This is a genomic window from Pseudomonas sp. HB05 (genome assembly GCF_016756915.1).
Classification (GTDB): Bacteria; Pseudomonadota; Gammaproteobacteria; order Pseudomonadales; family Pseudomonadaceae; genus Aquipseudomonas; species Aquipseudomonas alvandae.
This window is the reverse complement of the sequence record NZ_JAESPG010000017.1, coordinates 76411-98642: the sequence shown is the minus strand read 5'-3', so window position 1 is coordinate 98642 and position 22232 is coordinate 76411. Positions and strand designations below refer to the sequence as shown.

Here is a 22232-nt window from a genome sequence, read left to right as displayed (position 1 = left end):
CAGAGCCGCTCGGCTCTGGCCTTGTCTGTTTGCGGAACAATAATACCGGCGTATCGTTCTCCGGTAGTCCTTGCTCCATATCGCTTAACCATGCTCGTCGTAACGGGAGCCGTATGTCGATACCACGCTTGAAAACCTATCTTTCCATATTTGCCACCGTGCTGGTCCTCGGTCAGGCCGTTCCTGCCGTGGCAGTGGAATTACCGGACTTCACACAACTGGTCGAACAGGCTTCGCCCGCTGTCGTGAACATCAGTACCACACAGAAGCTGCCGGATCGCCGTGTCTCGGACCAGCAGATGCCAGACCTGGAAGGCCTGCCGCCGATGCTGCGCGAGTTCTTCGAGCGTGGGATGCCGCAGCAACCGCGTTCGCCGGGCGGCGGTCGCCAGCGTGAAGCCCAGTCCCTTGGATCGGGCTTCATCATTTCGCCTGACGGCTACATCCTGACCAACAACCATGTGATCGCCGATGCCGATGAGATCCTGGTGCGCCTGGCCGATCGCAGCGAGCTGAAGGCCAAGCTGATCGGCACCGACCCGCGCTCCGATGTGGCGCTTCTGAAAATCGACGGCAAGGACCTGCCGGTGCTCAAGCTGGGCAAATCCCAGGATCTGAAGGCTGGCCAGTGGGTCGTCGCCATCGGTTCGCCGTTCGGTTTCGACCACACTGTGACCCAAGGGATTGTCAGTGCTATCGGGCGTAGCCTGCCGAACGAAAACTATGTGCCTTTCATCCAGACCGACGTGCCGATCAACCCGGGCAATTCCGGTGGCCCGTTGTTCAACCTCAACGGTGAAGTGGTGGGCATCAACTCTCAGATCTATACCCGTTCGGGCGGTTTCATGGGCGTTTCGTTCGCCATTCCGATCGATGTCGCGATGGATGTATCCAACCAACTGAAAAGCGAGGGCAAGGTCAGCCGGGGTTGGCTGGGCGTGGTCATCCAGGAAGTGAACAAGGATCTGGCTGAGTCGTTCGGGCTGGAGAAACCCGCCGGTGCGTTGGTTGCGCAAATTCAAGAAGGTGGCCCGGCCGCCAAGGGTGGCTTGCAGGTGGGTGACGTGATCCTCAGCCTCAATGGCCAGCCAATCATCATGTCCGCCGACTTGCCACATCTGGTGGGCGCGCTCAAGGCTGGCGCCAAGGCCAACCTGGAAGTGATCCGCGAAGGAAAGCGCAAGAATGTCGAGCTGACTGTCGGCGCGATCCCGGAAGAGGGTAAAGAACTCGAATCGCAGCCCAAGTCCGGCGTCGAGCGCAGCAGCAATCGCCTCGGTGTGGCGGTGGTCGAGCTGACTGAAGAGCAGAAGCGCACCCTGGAGTTGCAAGGTGGTGTGGTGATCAAGGAAGTGCAGGACGGTCCTGCTGCCCTGATTGGCCTGCAACCAGGCGACATCATTACGCACCTGAACAACCAGGCCATCGGCTCCGCCAAGGAGTTCACCGACATCGCCAAGGCGCTGCCGAAGAACCGCTCGGTGTCGATGCGTGTCCTGCGTCAGGGGCGTGCAAGCTTCATCACCTTCAAGCTGGCCGAATAAGCCGAGCTGAAAAAAAACCGCCTCGAATCGAGGCGGTTTTTTTTATGTCTGATGGATATTCAACCCATCATGTCCTTGACCATCCGCTCTTGTTCCATGAGCTCCCGCTGCCGGGCATCGATGCGCGACGACAACGGGAAATTGCTCCCCGCGCGTCGTTTGGCGAAGTCCAGTTGTTGGATGGCCTGACGATAGTCTCCGACCAGCGCGAAGTACTCGGCGCGGGCCTGGTGCAAACCGATGATATTGCCCGACAAGCCACGCGTCTCCGCCACCATGTACCAGACGTCCGGATCGTCCGGACGACTCTTGAGCAGGGTCTCCAGCGCTTTTTCCGCATCGGCGGGACGATTCTGCTTGAGCAGCAGGTCGACACGGACCTGGTTGAGCGGGTAATTGCCCGGGTACTGGGCCAGCAGCCGGTCGACGCGAGATTGAGCGTCTGGCAGCTTGTTGCTGGTGATGTCCAGATCGACCTGGGCCAGGTTATAGATGATCTCGTTGGGTGATTTGGCCAGCAGCGGCTTGAGGTTTTCACGGGCCTCATTCAACTGGCCGCCCTTGACCTGGGCAATTGCCAGGCCATAGCGAGCCACGTCGTTCTTCGGGTTTTCGTCGAGCAGCGCGCGGAAGCGCTTGGCGGCCAGTCCCGGGGTTTCTTCATACGTCAACTGGACCCGCGCGCGGATCAGTTGATAGCGCATGCTGTCCTCGATGCCCCCCGGCTTGGCCTGTTCGGCACGGTTGCGGGTGTCGGCGATACGCGACTCGGTAACCGGGTGAGTCAGCAGGAACTCCGGGGGACGGGCGTCAAACCGGTACTGGCGCATCAGCCGTTCGAACATGGTCGGCATCGACCGTGGATCATAGCCGGCCTTTTCCAAGTTCTGGATGCCGATGCGGTCGGCCTCCTGCTCGTTCTGGCGCGAGAAGCGCCGTTGTTCCTGGATGGCGGCGGCCTGGGTCCCGGCGATGGCGGCAATCCCGGCATCGCCCCCGCCAGCGGCGGCGACCACGATGCCAGCCAGCAGCGCCGCCATCATTGGCACTTGCATACGCTGTTGGGCTTCCACGCCACGGGCGAAGTGGCGTTGCGACAAGTGCGCCAGTTCGTGGGCCATGACCGAGGCGTATTCCCCTTCGGTCTGCGCGTTGAGGAACAGGCCGCCGTTGACCCCGACGATCCCGCCGGGTGCGGCGAAGGCGTTGAGCTGTGGGCTGTTGATCAGAATGAATTCGAGGCGCCGGTCATTGACCTGGCTGGTTTCCACCAGCTTGTAGACGCTGGTTTCGACGTAATCCTTGAGCTGCGGGTCGTTGAGTTGCGAGACCTGGCTACGCAGCAGGGCCAGCCAGGCGCGACCCAACTGATGTTCCTGTTCCGGCGAGACGATGGCAGAACTGGCATCGCCAAGTGACGGCAGGTCGTCGGCGAAGCCCGGTGAGGCGAGCAGGCAAGCGAGCGTCAGCAGGGTGGGGCGCAGAAATGTCATGCACGGGGCCTTAGTCGACAAAGACCTTACTGTAGCCGGACAGCGTGTCCGGGACCAGATATTCTAGGCGGCTCGACGACCTGTTGCGGAGTGAAGCAATGACCGATGATGTAGCCCACGATGCCGAACTGGACGCCAGCGGCCTGAATTGCCCGTTGCCGTTGCTCAAGGCCAAGTTGGAACTCAATCGCCTAGCCAGCGGCGCCGTGCTCAAGGTAACCGCCACGGACGCGGGCTCCCAACGTGATTTCCGCACCTTTGCCCGATTGGCCGGTCATACGCTGCTGCGCGAAGAGGACGAGAACGGCGTCTACCGTTACTGGTTGCAAAAGGCCTGAAAGCCGACAGCCCTCCCATAAGGATTTTTAATGTTCAAAGTGTTACGCGACTGGATCCAGCGCTACTTCTCGGATGAAGAAGCCGTGGTGTTGGCGGTGCTGCTGTTCCTCGGATTCACCGCGGTCCTGACACTGGGCGGCATGCTCGCACCCGTGTTGGCGGGGATGGTGCTGGCGTACCTGATGCAAGGCCTGGTCACCACGCTGGAGCGTATGCGGCTGCCGGGTTCCTTGGCGGTGGGGCTGGTGTTCGCCTTGTTCATGGGGCTGCTGGTGGTGTTCCTGGTGGTGATCGTGCCCTTGCTCTGGCATCAGTTGGTGACGCTGTTCAACGAACTCCCAGGAATGCTCGCCAAGTGGCAATCGCTGCTGCTGTTACTGCCTGAACGCTATCCCCACCTGGTTTCGGATGAACAGGTGCTGCAGACGATCGAAGTGGTGCGCGGTGAGATCGGCAAGTTTGGCCAGTGGGCGCTGACGTTTTCCCTGTCCAGCTTGCCGCTGCTGGTAAACATCATGATCTATCTGGTGCTGGTGCCGATCCTGGTGTTTTTCTTTCTCAAGGACCGGGAAATGATCGGGCGCTGGGTCCGCGGTTATCTGCCGCGCGAACGAGCGCTGATCACTCGGGTTGCCCAGGAAATGAACCGACAGATCGCCAATTACATCCGCGGCAAGGTCATCGAGATCTTCATCTGTGGCGGCGTGACCTACATCGGCTTCGTCGCCCTGGGCCTCAACTACGCAGCGTTGCTGGCCTTGCTGGTGGGTATTTCCGTGGTGGTGCCTTACGTCGGCACCGTGGTCGTGACGGTACCGGTGGCGCTGATTGCACTGTTCCAGTGGGGCTGGAGCGATCAGTTCATCTACCTGATGGCGGTCTACGGAATCATCCAGACGCTGGATGGCAATGTGCTGGTGCCGCTGCTGTTTTCCGAGGCGGTGAACCTGCATCCGGTGGCGATCATCTGTGCGGTGCTGTTGTTTGGCGGGTTGTGGGGGTTCTGGGGGGTGTTCTTCGCGATTCCCCTGGCGACGCTGTTCAAGGCGGTGCTGGATGCGTGGCCGAGCAAGGAACCGATGGTGGCGCCGTTGTTGTGACTTGAATATGAAGTAATGCTTAAGGCCTCATCGCGAGCAAGCTCGCTCCCACAGGGATTTGATTTAACGACACAAATCCAGTGTGGGAGCGAGCTTGCTCGCGATAGCGCCAGTACAGGCAACGAGATTTCAGGCCTTGTTAAGCACCTGAGCCGCCGCCAACACCGCATCCACATGCCCCGGCACTTTCACGCCGCGCCATTCCTGGCGCAGCACGCCATCCTTGTCGATCAGGAATGTGCTGCGGTCAACGCCCAGGTATTCCTTGCCGTATAGCTTCTTCAACTTGATCACATCGAACAACTGGCAAACCGCTTCGTCCTTGTCGCTGATCAGCTCGAAGGGGAATTCCTGCTTGCACTTGAAGTTTTCGTGGGACTTGAGGCTGTCCCGGGAGACGCCGAACACTTCGGTATTGGCGGCCTGGAATTGTGCGTACTGATCGCGGAACCCCTGGCCTTCGGTGGTGCAACCCGGGGTGCTGTCTTTCGGGTAGAAGTAAATGACTACCTGCTTGCCTTTCAGGGCCGCGAGGCTGACGGTCTGCCCGCTGGTGGCGGGCGCTTGGAAATCGGTAACCGGCTGGTCGACGGCAACGGCCATGAACGCTTCCTTACATTGGGTTTTGTGGGCGCCACGGTTCGATCAGGGCATCCAGGTTCATCGCGTCGGCGAAATCCAGGAACTGATCGCGCAGCCAACTGATCTGGGTGCCGGCCGGCAGTGTCACGGTGAACGTAGCGTTGAGCATGGTGCCGCCGGTCTGCGGAGCCTGGTAGGTGTCGCAGGTCAGGTTCTCCAGCTCGACGTGATGGTCCATGAAGAACTGGCACAGCTCGTTGATGATGTCCGGGCGATAGGCCGAACTCACGTAGGCCACATAGGGCAGGGCCTGGGGACGGTTCTCCAGCGCTGCGCTGCGGACCACGTTGACGGTGAACGCATGCTTCTTGGCCAGCAAGGGCAGGCTGCCCTCCAGGCGGGCCAGGGCGTCCCAGCTGCCGGAGATTTCCAGCACGAGCGCGCTGCATTCGCCATGGCGAGTCAGGCGTGACGTCACGACGGCACAGCGATTCTCATGGCTGGCGCGGCACAGGACGTTAGTCAGCTCCATGGGGTTGGCGCCAAGGGCACTGATGACAAGGAATTGTTCGCGGACTGTGGGGGTGGACATGCAGCATTCCTAAAGCGATGAGCGGTCGATACGTTTCAGCTCGGCGCGGTGACAGCCTTGGGAAACCGAACGGTTCAAGCCCTGTGCCTGGAGGGGACAATGCGTTGCGGGGCAACACAAATACCCCCGGGACAAACGCAGGATCGGGGCTTGGAGCGACGGAAACGGAAGCTGGAAACCGGCGTATGAGCTTATCAGTACCGATCAAAGCCTGAAGGGTAGCGAAAACCATCGCCAAGGGGAATGGGAGTTCGCTTGTACAAGCATCTTGGCGCCAGTACCATTACCGCTCTCTTTTTCCGGCAGGAGCGGTTTCATGATTGCGGGCAGTATGGTGGCACTGGTCACTCCCATGGATGCACAAGGGCGTCTTGACTGGGACAGCCTCAGCAAACTCGTGGACTTCCACCTCAAGAACGGCACCCATGCCATCGTCGCAGTCGGTACTACCGGCGAGTCGGCAACCCTTGATGTTGAAGAACACATCGCCGTGATCAAAGCCGTGGTCAAACAGGTTGCCGGGCGCATTCCGGTCATCGCCGGCACGGGCGCCAACTCGACCCGCGAAGCCGTCGAGCTGACCCGCAACGCCAAGGAAGCCGGGGCCGATGCCTGCCTGCTGGTCGTTCCGTACTACAACAAGCCGACCCAGGAAGGCTTGTACCAGCACTTCAAGCACATTGCCGACGCCGTCGACATCCCGCAGATCCTCTATAACGTTCCCGGCCGCACCTCCTGCGACATGCAGGCCGAGACTGTGATCCGCCTGTCCACCGTGCCGAACATCATCGGCATCAAGGAAGCCACCGGCGACCTGAAGCGCGCCAAGGCCATCCTCGATGGCGTGGACAAGAATTTCCTCGTGCTGTCCGGTGATGATCCGACCGCCGTCGAGCTGATCCTGATGGGTGGCAAGGGCAACATTTCCGTCACCGCCAACGTTGCCCCGCGCGAAATGGCCGACCTCTGCGAGGCTGCGCTGAACGGCGACGCCGAGACCGCTCGGGCACTGAACGAAAAACTGATGCCGCTGCACAGGGACCTGTTCATCGAAGCCAACCCGATCCCGGTGAAGTTTGCCCTGGTCGAAATGGGCCTGATGCATGAAGGCATCCGCCTGCCACTGACCTGGCTGAGCACCCCTTGTCACGAAACGCTGCGGCAGGCCATGCGCCAGTCCGGCGTCCTGGTTTAATTGAGGAAGTACAACGCATGAAGCGAATGGCCGGACTTTCCGCACTTGCCTTGATTATCTCCAGCACCAGTGGCTGCGGATGGATCTGGGGGCCGGAAGGTTACTTCCGCGACCGTGGTAGCGATTACCTGCAAGCGCAACAGACTGCACCGATGCAACTGCCGCCGGACGTCAGCGTCGCCAAGCGCCTGGATCCGCTGCTGCCGATCCCGCGCAACGTCGCCGACGACAGCGTCAAGGGCGAATACGTTGTCCCGCGTCCACAGCCGCTGTCGGCCGTAGCCGATGCCAGCGACTACACCCTGCAGAAGAGCGGTGATTCCAGCTGGGTCATGGGCCAGCATCCACCGGCCGAAGTCTGGCCCGTGGCAATCCAGTTCTTCCAGGACAACGGTTTCCGCCTGGACGAACAGCGCCCACAGACGGGCGAATTCACCACCACCTGGCAGCGTTCCGATGAACTGTCCGCCGCCATGGCCAAGCGTCTGAGTGGCGCCGGTGTTGCAGCCGACAGCGAAACCCGCGTGCGTGTGCGGATCGAGCCAGGCGTGCAACGCAACACCAGTGAGATCTACGTGGTCAGCGCCGAGCGTCCCGCCGGCAGCACCGCCGACGTGGCGTTCACCAACCGTTCGGTCAACACCGGCCTCGACGCCGCGCTGGTGGACGACATGCTCGCGAGCATGAGCCGTACCGCTGAGCAGGGCGGCTCGGTTTCGATGCTCGCCACCCGCGACTACGACACGCCAAGTCGCGTCAGCCTGAGCGAAGACGGCAGCGGCAACCCGGTGCTCAACGTCGGCTCCGACCTCGACCGCGCCTGGTCGAGCGTGGGTCGTGCGTTGGAGCAGGGCGAATGGCGCGTTGAGGACATCAACCGCAGCCTGGGCCTGTACTACATCAACTTGGCTGAAAAAGCCGAGAAGAAAGACGAGAAACCTGGCTTCTTCAGTGGCTTGTTCGGCAGCACGCCGGACAAGGAAGAAATCGAAGCCCGTGCCGAGCGTTACCAGGTTCGCCTGAGCAAGGTCGGCGACAACGTCCAGGTCACCGTCGAGAAAAACATCAACACCGTGGCGCCGGCCGACGTGGCTCGCAAGGTGTTGGGCGTGATTCAGGACAACCTGGGCTGATCCGATGCGTTTTGCCGTTCTCGGCAGCGGTAGCCAGGGGAACGGCACGCTGATAGCCAGTGCTGGCACGTACGTGCTGGTCGATTGTGGTTTCTCCCTGCGGGAAACCGAGAAGCGCCTGTTGCGCCTGGGTGTGCACCCGGCGCAACTGAGCGCGATATTGGTGACCCACGAACATGCCGACCACGTGCATGGCGTGGGTTTGCTGTCTCGGCGCTACAATCTGCCGGTGTACCTGAGTCGTGGCACGCTGGAAGGCCTGCGCAAGCCCATCGAGCCAGCCGGTTTCGTGGCCGGTGGCGAACAACTGCGAATCGGTGTGCTGGATATCAATGTGGTCAGCGTGGCACACGATGCCCGGGAGCCGACGCAGTATGTCTTCAGCGACGGCGAGCGGCGCTTCGGATTGCTCACCGACCTGGGTTCGTATTGCGACAGGGTGATGGACAGTTACCGGGATCTCGATGCATTGATGATCGAATCCAACCACTGCCGGGACATGCTGGCGCGTGGGTTCTACCCTTACTTTCTCAAGCAGCGGGTAGGCGGGGAACACGGACATTTGAACAACCACCAGGCGGCGTACCTGGTGGCCGAGTTGGGCTGGCAAGGCCTGCAACACCTGGTCCTGGCCCATCTGAGCAGCAAGAACAACCTGCCGCAGCTGGCCCGGCAATGTTTTGTCGACACCCTCGGGTGCGACCCGGACTGGCTGCAACTGGCCGATCAAGATTCAGGGCTCGACTGGCGACATATCGCCTAGCCCATCTACTTAGCAAGCGGAGCCCATCATGGAAAAACGTGAAGAACTCTACCGCGGCAAAGCCAAGTCGGTTTACAAGACCGACGACGCTGACCGCTTGATCCTGCTGTTTCGCAACGACACCTCGGCGTTCGACGGCAAGCGCATCGAACAGCTGGACCGCAAGGGCATGGTGAACAACAAGTTCAACGCCTTCATCATGCAGAAGCTCGAAGCCGCCGGCGTACCGACCCAGTTCGACAAACTGCTGGGCGACAACGAATGCCTGGTCAAGAAGCTGGACATGATCCCGGTCGAGTGCGTCGTGCGTAACTACGCCGCCGGCAGCCTGGTCAAGCGCCTGGGCGTGGAAGAGGGCATGAAGCTCAACCCCTACACCTTCGAGCTGTTCCTGAAGGACGACGCCAAGGGCGACCCGTTCATCAACGAATCCCACGTCGTGGCGTTCGGGTGGGGCACCGCCGAGCAACTGGCGCGCATGAAGGAGTTGTCCCTCAAGGTCAACGACGTGCTGACCAAGCTGTTCGACGACGCCGGTCTGCTGCTGGTGGACTTCAAGCTTGAATTCGGGGTGTTCAGCGACGGCTCCATCGTCCTGGGCGACGAGTTCAGCCCGGACGGCTGCCGCCTCTGGGACAAGGCCACCAAGAAGAAGATGGACAAGGACCGCTTCCGCCAAGGCCTCGGTGACGTCATCGAAGCCTACGAAGAAGTCGCCCAACGCCTGGGTGTACCGCTGTAATCGACGCAAGCATCTGATAGCACGGAAAAAATTTCGCTCGGGGGTTCGCTTCCGGCGAATGTGCTGGTATGATGCGCGCCACTGGAGAGATGCCGGAGTGGCCGAACGGGACGGATTCGAAATCCGTTGTACTGGCGACAGTACCTAGGGTTCAAATCCCTATCTCTCCGCCATATTTAAAGGCCCCGAGCGCTTAATCGCCTCGGGGTTTTTTGTATTTGGGGGAATGAGGGTGGATGTCATTCCCCAACCATGCTGGAATCTTCCTCGACTCCGCCCAGACACCGCCTTGGTCTTTTCTGTTGCACAGGTGGTATAGCCGCCCGTCAGAAAACAAGTGTATTCGATGGGCCACGGCTTGATCGTGCGAGACTTGTCTTGCGGCACAGAGGCACGCAAGTCGACGTCTGATATGACATTTTCGCCTTGTCTGGTCATTCGAACGGGCTTCGCCATCTGTTACATCATCAGGCTTCCTTTATTCGGCTTTGATGGTGTTAAATGCACTCCTCGTGAACCATAGTGATCTACAGTGATCCTACAGAGGGCACGGAAATGCCCCGTTAGGCCATGCTCGCCATGAAGCGTTCAGGCCATGTCCTGTTGAAAGTGCAGGAAAATTTGCAATGGAGAGAGGTCATGTCTAAAGGCAATGTCGTCTCGTTTACCGACAGAAAGGCGGAGATTCAAGCAGGTATCGAGTTCCTTGATCTGCTTGACAGGGATATCAAGGAAAATCCTGAAGGTATCCAGCCTATCCCTCGCGGCCTGCTGCAGCGAATTCAAGCAATTCGCAATCAGGCGGACGATAATCGTCGTCGCGAGCTTCAAGAAGGCTAAGCGTGACTGAAAGCACGATTCATATCGAAAACGGGTGGGCACTTTATGCTCACCCGTTATTTATTGCGCGCCTCGAAGAAATCACTGCCGCTGTTGAGAGGGCGATGGCTAAGGACCCGGAAGGCTTTCACCATCTTCCGGTCTACAAGCTTTTCGATGCGGTGAGCGCGAATATCCTAATCAATGTTCCGTCCGATCCGACCCACCCCTGCTATCGTCAGGGGAATACGCTAGGGCGTGACTTTAAGCATTGGTTTCGAGTGAAGAAGCAAGGGATACCTCCACGGTATCGCCTGTTTTTTCAGTTCAGATCCGAGGCGCCGATGACCATCATCTATGCGTGGCTCAATGATGAGAGAACGTTGAGGAAGGATGGTGATAAAAATGATGTGTATGCAGTTTTTACCGCAATGCTCCTAAACGGAAAAATGCCTAATTCCTACACCGACCTCATCGCGGCTTGCGACGTCTTGGAATATGGAAATTCTACGACAGGAACGGAGGAAAAATAAAATCATCCGTTCCCCATAAAAGCCCGGCGTATCCGCTGGGCTTTTTCGTTTCTGGGGTTTTGTGGCGTACGGGAGCGTAGCGTTATGGATTACGCGATAGTACCGCGAGCGTGAGTTTCGGGGCAGGGATTGTCTGACCTATGATGCGCCGTGGGGGATAGATCACGATTTTGTTGTCAAAGATGACCGGTATCTCGCCGTACACTTCGTAGTTATAAAGGTGTGCGGCAAAATTTACGGCTCTCGCTTCTTCAAAAGGGGCGCGAATTTAACGGTTGGCATCCAGAACTACTTTTTAGTAGCAAGCTTGCCAGTGATCACAAATCTATCGAACACGTTCTGACCATCACTTGCAGCTTGTCGAACGTCAAGAAATGTCAGCTCTTCGTGAGTGGCTTTCCTGTGAGTTTTCTTGATTTTTTTGGTAGCCATCGGAGTCTCCGAGGTATGTGTATTCATGCTGATCAGCTTGTGTGACTAATCGAGTCCGGGCAAACCGGAGGTTTCGTGTTATCGAACCATGCTCGTTTCGACAAGATGGACCCTGAGGGCTGATGCCTGTCAGTTAGGCGTAGATCCTGTGGGAGCAAAGCTTGCTCGCGATATCGGTCGAGTCGCCAATATTGTTACCGGCTGGCTTACCGCAATCGCGAGCAAGCTTTGCTCCCATAGCTGTGCTGTTCAACTGATTGGCATCACCTCTAGGCCGGCTCTGCGTCCAAGCGTCGGGCAATGACATCGAGCACGTCGCAACCATCCCTCAAGGAGATGCAGCACAGCTGTGCAAAGTCCTGGAGGACCACTGAGTCGCTCGGAATGTCCCCTCGCATTGCGAGGTTCTCTAAAAGCTGGGTGACAGCGCGGATTCTATAGCCCGCCGTGTCAAGCAGGATGTGCAACGGTGCGGAGGTATCGACGAAAAGGGGTTGATCGTCGGCATTACTAGTAAGAGCCATGTATCTGTTCATTTCAAACTCCGTTTGATTGAAGGCCTTCTTACCATTTGTAATCGAGTCGCCAAACCCAAGCCGCTCTTACGAACGACGCCTCGGACTATAAAGGCTTACCGTTAAAATCATCAATCAGACGACGCGTAAGAACATTCCTAGAATTATGTGGGCGGAAAATGTCAGAAAATTTCCCCAAAACACTGATGTCCCTCCGATCATTTTCACCCGGTCCAATCCCTCCGCGACCTGCCTAACCACAGTCTTCCCCATACCCAAAGCTTTGTAACAATCAGACTAATGGTCTATAGCTCAACACAAGGCTGCCGATAGGCAGGTAATCCCCCCGTGTAAGGAATGACACCATGCTGCGGTTCTTCGCCGACTTGGGCTTTCGCTGGAAAATCACTCTCCCGATAGCCTTCCTGGCTGTGTTGTTGGTCCTGATGGGGGGCGCGGGGATGCGCGGCATCGGTCAGGTGACCGAATCCAGCACACAATTGACCAAACGTTATCTGCCGGCGATCAGCCTGTTGCTCAATGCCGATCGTGATCTTTACCAAGCCTTCGTGGCCGAGCGCAGCTTGTTGGACGGTCATGCAAGCGAGCATCTGCAAGCGCTGAGCACCAGTCACAGCGAGAATGCGAAGCAGGCTTACGACCGAGTGCAGAAGTATGCCGCGATGCAGCCCGGTGCCGAGGCGCAGGCGTTGGTCGGTCAGTTCAATGACAGCTTCGGCAAATGGGTGCAGGTTTCGCGGCGGGTCATTGAGCAGTCGGTAGGCGATCCGCAAGGTGCCAGCGCCCTGAGCTTTGGTGAAAGTGAGCGCCTCTTCGAAACCATGCGCGACTCCATTGACAAGCTGGGTGATCTGGAAGATGCGGCATCACTTCGCGAAGGCGATGCGGCGATTGAAAACGGCGAGGCCGTCGGCGTGCAGCAGGGGGCGATTCTGTTGATCGGCCTGCTCGGGTGCGTCTTGGTGTTGGTTGCCCTGCCAATGGTCGTGTTGAGCCCGATGCGCCGGCTGCTGCATCGCGTCGAGCAGATTGCCGAGGGTGGCGGTGATCTGAAAGGGCGCCTCGAGGTACGCTCGGCCGATGAGTTGGGCCAGCTCAGCGGTGCGTTCAACCGTTTTCTCGACAAGCTGCAGCCGTTGATCGCCGAGGTTGGGCGGGTGACCGGCGAGGTGGATTCTGCAGCGCGGGCCATGGCCGATATGGCCGCGACCAACGATCGGTTGATCAGCAGCGAGCACGCGGCGCTCGATCAGGTCAGTACCGCCGCTACCCAGATGAGCGCGGCGGTGCATGAGGTTGCGCATAACGCGGTGAGTGCTTCGGACGCCGCGCAACAGGCGAGCAGTCAGTCTCGCGACGGCACCGCAGTCGTCAGCAGCACCATCGATTCGATCCGCCAGTTGGCCCAGGAAGTCGAAAGCGCCTCGGGCACGATCGAGGCGTTGGCCCAGGAAACTTCCAGCATCGGTGCTGTGCTCGAAGTGATTCGTGGCATTGCCGAGCAGACCAACCTGTTGGCACTGAACGCTGCAATCGAAGCCGCACGGGCCGGTGAGCAGGGCCGTGGGTTTGCCGTTGTGGCCGATGAGGTGAGGGCGCTCGCGGCTCGTACCCAGGACTCGACCAAGGACATCCAGGTTCGCATCGAGCGGTTGCAGAGCGGTGTCGCCAAGGCTGTGCAAGCGATGCAGGTCGGCAGTAGCAAGGCTCGCGACAGTGTTGAGCGCGCCGCGGGTGTCGACCAGGTCCTCAGCGGCACAGGTGGTTCGATCCAGCGAATCAACGACATGGCCGCGCAAATCGCCAACGCCTGTGAAGAGCAAAGCAGCGTCACCGAGGAAATAGCCCGCAATATTTCCGACATCCGTGATCTGTCCAACGAAGCGGCGGCCAATTCCGCCCAGAGCATGCACGCCAGCCAGCAGCTTTCCAGCCTGTCGAGAAACCTCGCAGAGCTGACCGGCCGCTTCCGCACCTGAAGCAGGTGGTGTCGTGTCGACTGACGACCTCCTGCGAGCCCTGCATCAGGACGGTTTTGTCCTGATGCCCGGCGTGTTGGATGCCGCGCAAGTCGCTGACGTGCGTCGTACTATCGACCAGCTGAAACCCCAAAATTGGGATTACAGCGGCGTCATCGATCATTACAAATGCGTGTTCAATCGGGATCCGTTCTGGTTGCCGTATTTGGAAGTGAGCGGGGTGATCGAACTCGCCGAAGCGGCTTTGGGCGACGATTGCCACATCATCGGCCAGACGGCCTGGCGCTGCCATCCCGGTTTTGTCGGCGCGCCATTGCATCTGGATTACCTGCCGATGGAGCTGCCGCCGGCCCTGTTGGCTGATCCCGGTTTTGAACTGCCGATGCAGGTGTTCACCGCGCAGTTTTACCTCGATGACATCGACGCTGACCTGAGCCCGACACAGGTGATTCCCGGCAGCCACAAGGCGGGCCGTGCACCAGCGGCGGGTGAGACGCAGTGGCATGGGCGTCCGGCGCAGCCAGTGTTGTGTCGGGCGGGCGATGTTCTGGTACTGCGCAGCGAGTTATGGCACGCCGGCAGCGACAACCGGACCGTCGACCGCACACGGTACATGCTCCAGGTGCATTACGGTCGACGGATGGTCGCGCAAAAGTTCTCGCCCTATCTGCACTGGCAGTTCAATCCCGTCGTGCTCGCCGCCGCGACGCCTCGCCAGCGGCGGCTGCTCGGTGATCATCAGGAGGCGGAGTACGACTGAGCCAGGCCCGGTCAGATCCAGACGTCATTGACCGCCGTTCGCTCGTTGGTTTCTTCACCGGTATTGATGACGCCGCGAGGCTCGATCAACAAGAGTTTCACTTCCCGCTCGGCACTCGGTTTGTGCTCGACGCCTTTCTTGACGACATACATCTCGCCCGGGCCAATCATGACGGCGCCGTCGCGAAAATCGATACGCAGCTCACCGTCCAGCACGATGAAGGTTTCATCGGTATCGGCGTGGGTGTGCCAGATGAAATCGCCTTCGAGCCGGGCGATCTTGAACTGGTAGTCGTTCATTTCGGCGATGACTTTGGGCGCCCATTGCTCGGCGAACAGCGCGTATTTCTGAGCGAAGTTAATGGGGGAGTACTGATTCATCGGGGCATGCTCCTCAACTGGAAAAGATGAGCACTACGTTACGGCCTGGGGCAGGGCGGGTATTGGATGATCGTGCAGCTTTTGCAGGGTGACCCAGGGGCTTCAGCGCAGCATTTTCAGCCAGCGCGCCGGTGAAATGCCGAAGGCCTGGGTGTGCAGCCGGGTCATGTGGCTCTGGTCGAAAAAACCACAGGCCAGGGCTGCTTCGCTCAATGGCAGGCCCTGCAATACCAGGCGCCGGGCTTCGTTCAATCGGCGCTGGGTGATGTAGCGATAGGGGCTGGTGCCGTACAGGGCGCGGAAATCCCGTGACAGGCTCCAGCGATCCCGGCCGCTGGCCTCGACCAGATCGTCCAGGGTAATCGGCTGGCCAAGGGCATCATGGATGAACAGGCGCGCACGCTCCGCTGCGGGGTAGTCCAGCAGCCGGCGTCCGCGTCGGCGACCCGCCGCGACGGCGAGCGCCTGGGCCACATCATAGATGGCGTCGTCTTCCTCCAGTGGGTCGAGGCGATGCTCCAGTGTATTGAGCAACCTGCGGGTCGCGATGTTGAGCCGGGGATCGTTCGACAGTCCGCCCTCGATGAAGGGCAAAGGCCTGCCACCCAGCACTTGCTGGATCAGGGACGGTTCGATGTAGGACATCCGGTAATGAAAGCCATCGCGGGTGCCTGCTTCGCCGTCATGAACCTCATCGGGGTGCAGCACGATGGTTCCACCAGGCTGGCTATGACGTTTACTGTGCCGGTAGTTGAAGCTCTGGACGCCGGACAGGGTGAAGCCGATGGCGTAGGTGTCATGCCGGTGGGCGCTGTAGCCGTGACCACTGAAATAGGCCTCGATGCGCTCCAGTTTCCCCGATTCAGGCGCACGCACCAGCCAGTCGCTACGGTTATTCGATTGAGCCATGGGCGCGACCTCTCGCTGTTCGCTGCATACGATACTTCAGGATGGTCGGCCCGTGGACGGCTTCAGATTTCTTTTACAGGTGTCTCGCCGTGCGCGCTCTTGATCAACCCGATGACGTGCAGGCAGTCAGCCTTGTTCACGTAGGATTCACCGCTGGCGAGGGTTTCATGATTGCCGGCCCTCAAGCGCCAGCGCCACTGGCCTTGTCCGGTGCTTGGGGTTCCTCGGGTCTGTCGATAGATTTCAAAATACATCGGTTCGCTCCATGCGATTTATTCGTTCAGGACATGTTCTGTACATGTCGTCGCAAGCCTAGCCAAGCTGATAATTTTCGCTAATGGGAATACGTTTCCAATGATTGTGAGATATTTCAGAAAATTGCAGCGCCTGCCTCACCGACTGGAACCAGGAGCAATGGATGAACCGCAACGAATTGCGCAAGGCCGACATCAACCTGATGGTGGTTTTTGAAACGCTGATGCTCGAGCGTAACGTGACGCGGGCTGCGGAAAAACTGTTCCTTGGCCAACCGACCATCAGCTCGGCCCTCAATCGCCTCAGGGCAATGTTCAACGACCCGTTGTTCATCCGCGTCGGGCACCGCATGGAGCCGACGGCGCGGGCCGAGGAAATCATCCAGCACCTGTCGCCGGCACTGGACTCGCTGTCGGTGGCGCTGAGTCTGTCCCATGATTTCGACCCCGCCAACAGCACCATGACATTCCGCATCGGCCTGTCGGACGACGTGGAATTCGGCCTGCTACCGCCGCTGTTGCGCAGCCTGCGCCAGGAAGCACCCAACGTCGTGTTCGTGGTGCAGCACGTCGATTACTGGCGCATTCCCGACTTGCTTGCCTCAGGCGACATCACGGTTGGCATCAGTCAGACCCGAGGGCTGCCGGCCAATGCCAAGCGCAAGCTGCTGCGGCACATCCGGGCCCGCGTGCTGCGGGCCGATGCCTCGGAAACACCGCTGACCCTGGATGAATACTGCGCGCGGCCCCAGGTGCTGGTTTCCCATACGGCCAACATTGCCGGCCTGGCTGACGAATGGCTGGCCGAAATCGGCCGCAAGCGCCACGTGGTGCTGTCGGTGCCACAGTACAGCGCCTTGCCGGCGTTGCTGGCCGGCACTGATCTGATCGCCAGCCTGCCGGACTACACCGCCACGGCCATGGCCGCTTCCGGCCAATTGTTCTGTGAACCTTTTCCCTTCGAGACGCCGACGGTGGATTTGTCCATGGTTTGGTTGAGCCACGTCGACAATGACCCGGCCGAGCGGTGGCTGAGGTCGCGGTTGGAGGCGTTCATGAGCGAACGGATGCCGCTGGCAGACGAAACAAAACCTGCCTGACCTGACCCAGTCGAGGTATCGTTGCGACAGCTGTCACCCCACCCTCGCTTTTTCGAATCGGAGTCGAAACACATGCCTCACCTGCACATGGAATACACCGCCAACCTGACCGCGCTGAACGCCGATGTCGCACTGCTGCGCCTGAACAACGCGCTGGTGGCCTCCGGTCAGTTCGCGGCTGAGCACGACATCAAGAGCCGTGCAGTGAAGATCGATACATTTCGGGTCGGCACCGGCATCGGTGAGCGCGGGTTCGTGCATTTGAAACTGGCCTTGTTGAGTGGCCGCTCGGCGGAGATCAAGAAGCAGTTGGCCGACAATCTGCTGGCCGTGCTCCACGACCTGGGACCTTGGCCCGCCGGTGTCAGTGTGCAGTTGTGCGTGGAACTCCTCGACATTGATCGTGGCCCTTATGCCAAGGCTGCCATCGGTCTTTAAGCTTCAGTGCCCAAGGCAAGCCTCGATGACCTGCTCACGCAACCAGATGTTGGCGCTGTCCTGATCGGCGCCCAGGCTCCATTGCATGTCCAGGGTAAAACCAGGCAAGCCTTCAGGCGCGTCGTAGTGATGAATACCCGCGTCATTGGCGAGCAGTTGCTGGATGCGGCGGGGCAGGGTGAGGATGAAATCGGTACCCGCGATCATCTTCAGCGCCGCACCGTAACTGTTGGCGCGCGCGGCGATCTGGCGTTGCTGCGCCTGCATCGCCAGCCAGCCGTCGATCATGTTGCTGGACGAAGCCCAGGGTGTCGGAAAAACGTGCCGGCGCTGTAGGAATGTCTCTAGATTCAGCGGCGGCGCGGCCCGTTTATCCACGACACAGACCAGATCGTCGTCCAGCAGTGGCCTGGATTTCAGGTCGGCATGATTGCTGTGGAAATTCGGGCCGAAGCAGATCACCAGGTCCAGGCTGCCATTGCGCAGGGCTTCGACGGGAATGTCCGTTTCGAGCTTGCTCACGTTCACCGTCACCGGCAACTCGGCGTGATCGAAACCCCGCAGCAGTCGCGGCAGGATCAGCTGTTCGAAGTATTCGGGGGCGCAAATATCGAAGGTGATGGCCTGACGCCTTGGATCGAAGGTTGGCGACCCGGCATGACACTGGTTGATTCGCTGCAGGATGGCGCGCACATGCTCGTACATCCCCTCGGCTTTATAGGTCGGGCGCATGCCGGCACGGCTGTTGATAAACAGTTCATCTTCGAAACAGGCACGCAGTTTCTTCAGGCAATAACTGACGGTCGACTGACTGACACACAATGCTTCGGACACGCCGGTGACGCTGCCTTGTTCATACACGGCGCTAAACACCATGAGGTCCTGCATGTCGAGCTTTCTGAGGGCGTTACTGTTCAGCATCCGTTCTGTCTCGCAGTGTCCTTGCGCGGATCTTGCGCAAACCAGGCGGATGATCCTAGCGGAACGAGAGGAAGAGGAGAATGTTGCCCACGGCGTCATTCGTTTGCTTATGTTTAGCTCGCCCTGATCCAAGCTCCATCAAATCCAGGTTTAATGGTCCGTGGGGGCCGTGGGACGCTTGCCGGATACTGTCCCTGTGATGCGCTCATGAACGGTTGGCCCTTGGTGCTCCGATACCTTTCATCCGCCGCGGTCGATCCGCTCGGCAGGACTACGCCCGTCATACCTCCATTCCTCAGTGCGCTGCCGTCCGAGCTGGCCTTCTGGGCCTTCTGGGCCTTGTGGCACTGTCGCCACGCGCGTCCTCCGGATTCCCGTATTTCCTGTTGATCAAACACCGTGTTCGTCGCCGACGAGCACAGACCGACGGCGCCTGGTCGCCCGTCCGACATGGAAATACGAGCCTTCTCATGAGCCTTGCCAAAAAAACTTTCGCGCCCGTGCAGCACGCCCAGGCGTTCCTCGATCAGAACCCCGATATCGAACTCTTCGAGCTGTTCATCCTCGATAACAACGGCGTGCCACGGGGCAAGTTATTGCACCGGGACGAGTTGCTGGCGGTCTATGAAAACGGTCGGCCGCTGCCCAGCACCATGCTCGGGCTGACCCTCAATGGCGACGATGTGGAAAATTCAGGGTTGGTGTGGGATGTCGGCGACATCGATTGCCGTGCCTACCCCCTAAGCGGCAGCTTGCAACGCATGCCGTGGCGGTTGATTCCCACCGCCGCCGTGCAGGTCGGCATGCATCCCGAAGAAGGAATGCCTGCGGCGGTCGCCGACCCGCGCCTTCTGCTCAGCCGGGTGATCGACGCCTTGCAGGCCGACGGTTATTACCCGGTGATGGCGGCGGAGCTGGAGTTTTACCTGTTGGATGCCCAGCGCGACAGCCAAGGCCGGCCGCAACCGGCGCGTGACGCTGACGGTGGCAGGCCACGGGCCACACAAGTCTATGGTTTGCGCGAGCTGGAGCAGATCGAGCCGTTCCTGGCCGACCTGTATGCCGCTTGCAAACTGCAAGGCATTCCGGCCCGAACCGCTATTTCGGAATACGCACCGGGGCAGGTCGAAATCACCCTTGAACACCGCGCCGATGCCTTGCAAGCCATGGATGAGGCGGTGCGCTACAAGCGCCTGGTCAAGGGCGTGGCGCATAAACACGGCATGGCGGCGTGTTTCATGGCCAAGCCATTCGAGCATCTGGCGGGCTCCGGCATGCACATGCACGTCAGCCTGGCGGACCGGGACGGGCGCAACCTGTTTGCCAGCGAAGCCGCCGACGGCACGCTGCTGCTGCGTCACGCGGTAGGGGGAATGCTCGATACGCTGCTGGATTCGCTCTTGCTGTTCTGCCCGAACGCCAACTCCTACCGTCGATTCCAGAGCAACAGCTATGCGCCACTGGCACCGACCTGGGGCGTGGACAATCGCACCGTCAGCCTGAGGGTGCCTGGCGGCCCGGCGTTCTCGCGACACATCGAGCACCGCGTCTGCGGCGCCGATGCCAACCCTTATCTGGCCGCCGCCGCGATATTGGCCGGGATTCACCGCGGCATACGGCAACAGCGTGATCCCGGCGCGCCAGTCGAAGGCAATGGTTACGCCCAGGCGACCGAGTTGCTGCCCACCGACTGGCTTACAGCCTTGAATGCGCTTGAGGCCTCGCCGTGGGCACGAGAAGCGTTTGGTGGCGAGTTTCTCGGTGTCTACCTGGCGGTCAAACGCGCCGAATATCGTCAATTCATGGGGGAGGTAGGCGAGCAAGATTGGCGCTGGTATCTGAACCAAGCCTGACGACGGTTTTTAGAACGTTCTTTAAATAATTATTTACTGGCAACTTTTTCACGAAAAATTGATGGTGGGCAGCCTAAAGTTTGTGTTGCCGTAGGAAATGAATTTTTCACATTTGCCTGCGGCACTTTCTTTTAAAAGAGCAACTTCAGGAAGCCTCCAATCATCATGCTGACTATTAAAGCCGTGCGCCCCGAGTGGGTGACGCTGGTCGCCAGTGCCTTTTTGTTAGTGGGTTTCAACTTTATTCTCTGGCAGCACCTGCTTGTGATTACTGCGGCGGATGGCCGCGGCCTGCTGCTGTGCCTGGCATTTGCCGTAATCGTGTTCTGCGCGTTCAACCTGGTGTTGACGTTGTTGGCGTTCCGCCCGGTGCTCAAGCCGTTGTTAATGTTGTTATTCATGATCAGCGCGGGCGTGGCGTATTTCATGGCCCAGTACGGGGTCTTGATGGATGCCGGCATGTTGCGAAATTTCGCCGAAACCAATGCCACGGAAGTTCGCGATCTATTGTCGTTGAAGTTGTTCGTCTACATTGGTTTGTTAGGTGTCTTGCCTTCCTGGTTATTGTTCAAGACGCCGATTAGTTATCGCCGCTGGCCGAGGGAGTTGTTGAGCAAGTTGCTGGTCGGCGTGGCCTCGGTTGCGGTGCTCGGCGCGGTGGCCATGATCAATTATCAAGGGCTGTCTTCGTTGTTTCGCAACCACCATGAACTGCATCTGATGGTGGTGCCGAGCAACTACATCGGGGCGTCGTTCGGTTATTTGCGCGAGCAAGTCGCGTCGGCCAAGCAACCGTTCATCACGTTGGGCGAGGATGCTAGCCGCAACCCGGCCTGGCAAACCCATGCACGAAAATCACTCACTGTCCTGGTGGTCGGGGAAAGCGCTCGCGCCGAGAACTTCGGCATTCTCGGCTATCACCGCGACACCACGCCGCAACTGGACAAGGAGGCCGGCCTGATCGCTTTCACCGACGTGCATTCCTGCGGGACCGAGACGGCCGTGTCAGTGCCGTGCATGTTTTCCAACATGGGCCGCAAGAACTACGACGCCAGCAAGGCCAAGAATGAAGAGGGGCTGCTGGATGTGCTCAAGCGCGCCGGGCTGGAAGTGATCTGGCGGGACAATCAGTCCGGCTGCAAAGGCACCTGCGATCGGGTCACGTTGCAGGACGTCAGTAATCTCAAGGATCCGTCCCTGTGCGCCAATAGCGAGTGCCGCGACGAAATCCTGCTCCAGGGCTTGCAACATTTCATCGACACCCTCGATAAGGACACCGTGCTGGTGTTGCACCAGATGGGCAGTCATGGGCCGGAATATTTCAAGCGCTACCCGAAGGAATACGAGCATTTCACCCCGGTGTGCGAAAGCAATGCGCTGAACAATTGCAGCCGCGAGAGCATCGTCAACGGCTACGACAACACGCTGGTTTACACCGATCACGTGCTGTCGATGTTGATCGATTTGCTGCGAGCCAACCAGGACAAGGTCGACACCGCCATGCTGTACCTGTCGGACCACGGCGAGTCCCTGGGCGAATACAACCTGTTCCTCCATGGCACGCCCTACATGCTGGCCCCTGAGCAGCAGAAGCATGTGGCAATGCTGGCCTGGTTTTCCGACAGTTATCAGAAGTCCTTCTCGGTCGATACGCATTGCCTGCAAATGAGTCGGGACAAACCCTTGAGCCAGGACAACCTGTTTCATTCGATGCTCGGGCTGCTGGAAGTCAACAGCAAGGTCTACAACCAGGACTTGGACATGTTCGCCAGTTGCCGCAGCGCAGTGATCGATGGGGTGTTGGCCAGGGAATAATCTTCCTACACCTTTTTTTC

At 59.3% G+C, this 22232-nt stretch carries 23 protein-coding genes, 1 tRNA gene and 1 pseudogene; 17 read left to right on the top strand and 8 right to left on the bottom strand.

All coding sequences use genetic code 11. The annotated features are described in order from the left end of the window. Positions 1 to 113 precede the first annotated feature (113 nt). Positions 114 to 1544, top strand: a complete 1431-nt coding sequence (locus JMN22_RS16190; RefSeq protein ID WP_030141216.1) for a DegQ family serine endoprotease — start codon at positions 114 to 116, stop codon at positions 1542 to 1544. A gap of 59 nt (positions 1545 to 1603) precedes the next feature. Here the strand turns inward: JMN22_RS16190 and JMN22_RS16185 are convergent, their stop codons facing one another. Next, complete coding sequence (locus tag JMN22_RS16185; RefSeq protein WP_198797139.1) at positions 1604 to 3037, bottom strand: M48 family metalloprotease; 1434 nt, start codon at positions 3035 to 3037, stop codon at positions 1604 to 1606. A gap of 98 nt (positions 3038 to 3135) precedes the next feature. On the opposite strand from JMN22_RS16185, the gene JMN22_RS16180 reads away from it, so the two are divergent. Together JMN22_RS16180 and JMN22_RS16175 are read left to right on the top strand one after the other, a co-directional pair. Continuing rightward, the gene (locus tag JMN22_RS16180) at positions 3136 to 3375 is read left to right on the top strand and encodes a sulfurtransferase TusA family protein (protein ID WP_030141215.1); all 240 of its coding nucleotides are present in this window, start codon (positions 3136 to 3138) and stop codon (positions 3373 to 3375) included. A 30-nt stretch (positions 3376 to 3405) separates the two neighbouring features. Continuing rightward, on the top strand, positions 3406 to 4476 hold the full coding sequence (locus tag JMN22_RS16175) for an AI-2E family transporter (RefSeq protein ID WP_198797140.1): 1071 nt from the start codon (positions 3406 to 3408) through the stop codon (positions 4474 to 4476). A gap of 129 nt (positions 4477 to 4605) precedes the next feature. Here JMN22_RS16175 and JMN22_RS16170 read toward each other — a convergent pair whose 3' ends face one another. Both JMN22_RS16170 and JMN22_RS16165 read right to left on the bottom strand, forming a co-directional pair. Next, positions 4606 to 5079, bottom strand: coding sequence for a peroxiredoxin (locus JMN22_RS16170; protein WP_030141213.1), 474 nt, complete (start codon positions 5077 to 5079; stop codon positions 4606 to 4608). Positions 5080 to 5089: 10 nt separating this feature from the next. Next, entirely contained in the window at positions 5090 to 5650 is a 561-nt protein-coding gene (locus tag JMN22_RS16165) for a glycine cleavage system protein R (protein WP_030141212.1), read from the bottom strand. Positions 5651 to 5966: 316 nt separating this feature from the next. Between JMN22_RS16165 and dapA the strand changes: the two genes are divergently transcribed. From dapA to JMN22_RS16130, 7 genes are all read left to right on the top strand, one after another. After that, on the top strand, positions 5967 to 6845 hold the full coding sequence (gene dapA / locus JMN22_RS16160; RefSeq protein ID WP_198797141.1) for a 4-hydroxy-tetrahydrodipicolinate synthase: 879 nt from the start codon (positions 5967 to 5969) through the stop codon (positions 6843 to 6845). Positions 6846 to 6862: 17 nt separating this feature from the next. Next, positions 6863 to 7978 (top strand): outer membrane protein assembly factor BamC, encoded by a 1116-nt coding sequence (bamC, locus tag JMN22_RS16155; RefSeq protein WP_030141210.1) that lies wholly within the window; start codon positions 6863 to 6865, stop codon positions 7976 to 7978. A 4-nt stretch (positions 7979 to 7982) separates the two neighbouring features. Next, on the top strand, positions 7983 to 8741 hold the full coding sequence (locus JMN22_RS16150; RefSeq protein ID WP_198797142.1) for an MBL fold metallo-hydrolase: 759 nt from the start codon (positions 7983 to 7985) through the stop codon (positions 8739 to 8741). A gap of 28 nt (positions 8742 to 8769) precedes the next feature. Continuing rightward, a complete protein-coding gene (purC, locus tag JMN22_RS16145) occupies positions 8770 to 9483 on the top strand; it encodes a phosphoribosylaminoimidazolesuccinocarboxamide synthase (RefSeq protein WP_198797143.1) in 714 nt (237 codons plus the stop codon). 83 nt (positions 9484 to 9566) lie between these two features. After that, positions 9567 to 9656 (top strand) — tRNA-Ser (locus JMN22_RS16140). A gap of 466 nt (positions 9657 to 10122) precedes the next feature. After that, positions 10123 to 10323 carry a hypothetical protein gene (locus tag JMN22_RS16135; protein ID WP_053182737.1) on the top strand — a complete coding sequence of 67 codons (201 nt, stop codon included), beginning with the start codon at positions 10123 to 10125 and terminating at the stop codon, positions 10321 to 10323. Between the two features lie 2 nt (positions 10324 to 10325). Further along, positions 10326 to 10835: a type II toxin-antitoxin system YhaV family toxin gene (locus JMN22_RS16130; RefSeq protein ID WP_198797144.1), complete on the top strand. Its 510-nt coding sequence runs from the start codon at positions 10326 to 10328 to the stop codon at positions 10833 to 10835. A gap of 701 nt (positions 10836 to 11536) precedes the next feature. Here JMN22_RS16130 and JMN22_RS26545 read toward each other — a convergent pair. Continuing rightward, entirely contained in the window at positions 11537 to 11803 is a 267-nt protein-coding gene (locus tag JMN22_RS26545; protein ID WP_041475780.1) for a hypothetical protein, read from the bottom strand. Positions 11804 to 12147: 344 nt separating this feature from the next. On the opposite strand from JMN22_RS26545, the pseudogene JMN22_RS26865 reads away from it, so the two are divergent. From JMN22_RS26865 to JMN22_RS16120, 3 genes and pseudogenes are all read left to right on the top strand, one after another. Further along, positions 12148 to 12924: pseudogene (locus tag JMN22_RS26865) on the top strand (MCP four helix bundle domain-containing protein); the annotation flags it as partial. A 69-nt stretch (positions 12925 to 12993) separates the two neighbouring features. Continuing rightward, positions 12994 to 13782: a methyl-accepting chemotaxis protein gene (locus JMN22_RS26860; protein WP_407683930.1), complete on the top strand. Its 789-nt coding sequence runs from the start codon at positions 12994 to 12996 to the stop codon at positions 13780 to 13782. A 13-nt stretch (positions 13783 to 13795) separates the two neighbouring features. Further along, complete coding sequence (locus JMN22_RS16120) at positions 13796 to 14542, top strand: phytanoyl-CoA dioxygenase family protein (RefSeq protein ID WP_198797146.1); 747 nt, start codon at positions 13796 to 13798, stop codon at positions 14540 to 14542. Positions 14543 to 14553: 11 nt separating this feature from the next. Here JMN22_RS16120 and JMN22_RS16115 read toward each other — a convergent pair whose 3' ends face one another. The 3 genes from JMN22_RS16115 to JMN22_RS16105 all read right to left on the bottom strand — a co-directional run bounded on the left by JMN22_RS16115 (position 14554) and on the right by JMN22_RS16105 (position 16085). After that, positions 14554 to 14922 carry a cupin domain-containing protein gene (locus JMN22_RS16115; protein WP_030141203.1) on the bottom strand — a complete coding sequence of 123 codons (369 nt, stop codon included), beginning with the start codon at positions 14920 to 14922 and terminating at the stop codon, positions 14554 to 14556. A gap of 102 nt (positions 14923 to 15024) precedes the next feature. After that, on the bottom strand, positions 15025 to 15831 hold the full coding sequence (locus tag JMN22_RS16110; protein ID WP_198797147.1) for an AraC family transcriptional regulator: 807 nt from the start codon (positions 15829 to 15831) through the stop codon (positions 15025 to 15027). A 62-nt stretch (positions 15832 to 15893) separates the two neighbouring features. Then, entirely contained in the window at positions 15894 to 16085 is a 192-nt protein-coding gene (locus JMN22_RS16105; RefSeq protein ID WP_030141201.1) for a YegP family protein, read from the bottom strand. A gap of 164 nt (positions 16086 to 16249) precedes the next feature. Between JMN22_RS16105 and JMN22_RS16100 the strand changes: the two genes are divergently transcribed. Beyond that, positions 16250 to 17185 (top strand): LysR substrate-binding domain-containing protein, encoded by a 936-nt coding sequence (locus JMN22_RS16100; protein WP_198797148.1) that lies wholly within the window; start codon positions 16250 to 16252, stop codon positions 17183 to 17185. A 72-nt stretch (positions 17186 to 17257) separates the two neighbouring features. Next, positions 17258 to 17623 carry a 5-carboxymethyl-2-hydroxymuconate Delta-isomerase gene (locus JMN22_RS16095; protein WP_030141199.1) on the top strand — a complete coding sequence of 122 codons (366 nt, stop codon included), beginning with the start codon at positions 17258 to 17260 and terminating at the stop codon, positions 17621 to 17623. Between the two features lie 3 nt (positions 17624 to 17626). Here the strand turns inward: JMN22_RS16095 and JMN22_RS16090 are convergent, their stop codons facing one another. After that, positions 17627 to 18544, bottom strand: coding sequence for a LysR family transcriptional regulator (locus JMN22_RS16090; RefSeq protein WP_198797149.1), 918 nt, complete (start codon positions 18542 to 18544; stop codon positions 17627 to 17629). 470 nt (positions 18545 to 19014) lie between these two features. Between JMN22_RS16090 and JMN22_RS16085 the strand changes: the two genes are divergently transcribed. Beyond that, positions 19015 to 20397, top strand: coding sequence for a glutamine synthetase family protein (locus JMN22_RS16085; RefSeq protein WP_198797150.1), 1383 nt, complete (start codon positions 19015 to 19017; stop codon positions 20395 to 20397). Positions 20398 to 20562: 165 nt separating this feature from the next. Next, positions 20563 to 22212: a phosphoethanolamine transferase gene (locus tag JMN22_RS16080; RefSeq protein ID WP_198797151.1), complete on the top strand. Its 1650-nt coding sequence runs from the start codon at positions 20563 to 20565 to the stop codon at positions 22210 to 22212. Positions 22213 to 22232 lie beyond the last annotated feature (20 nt).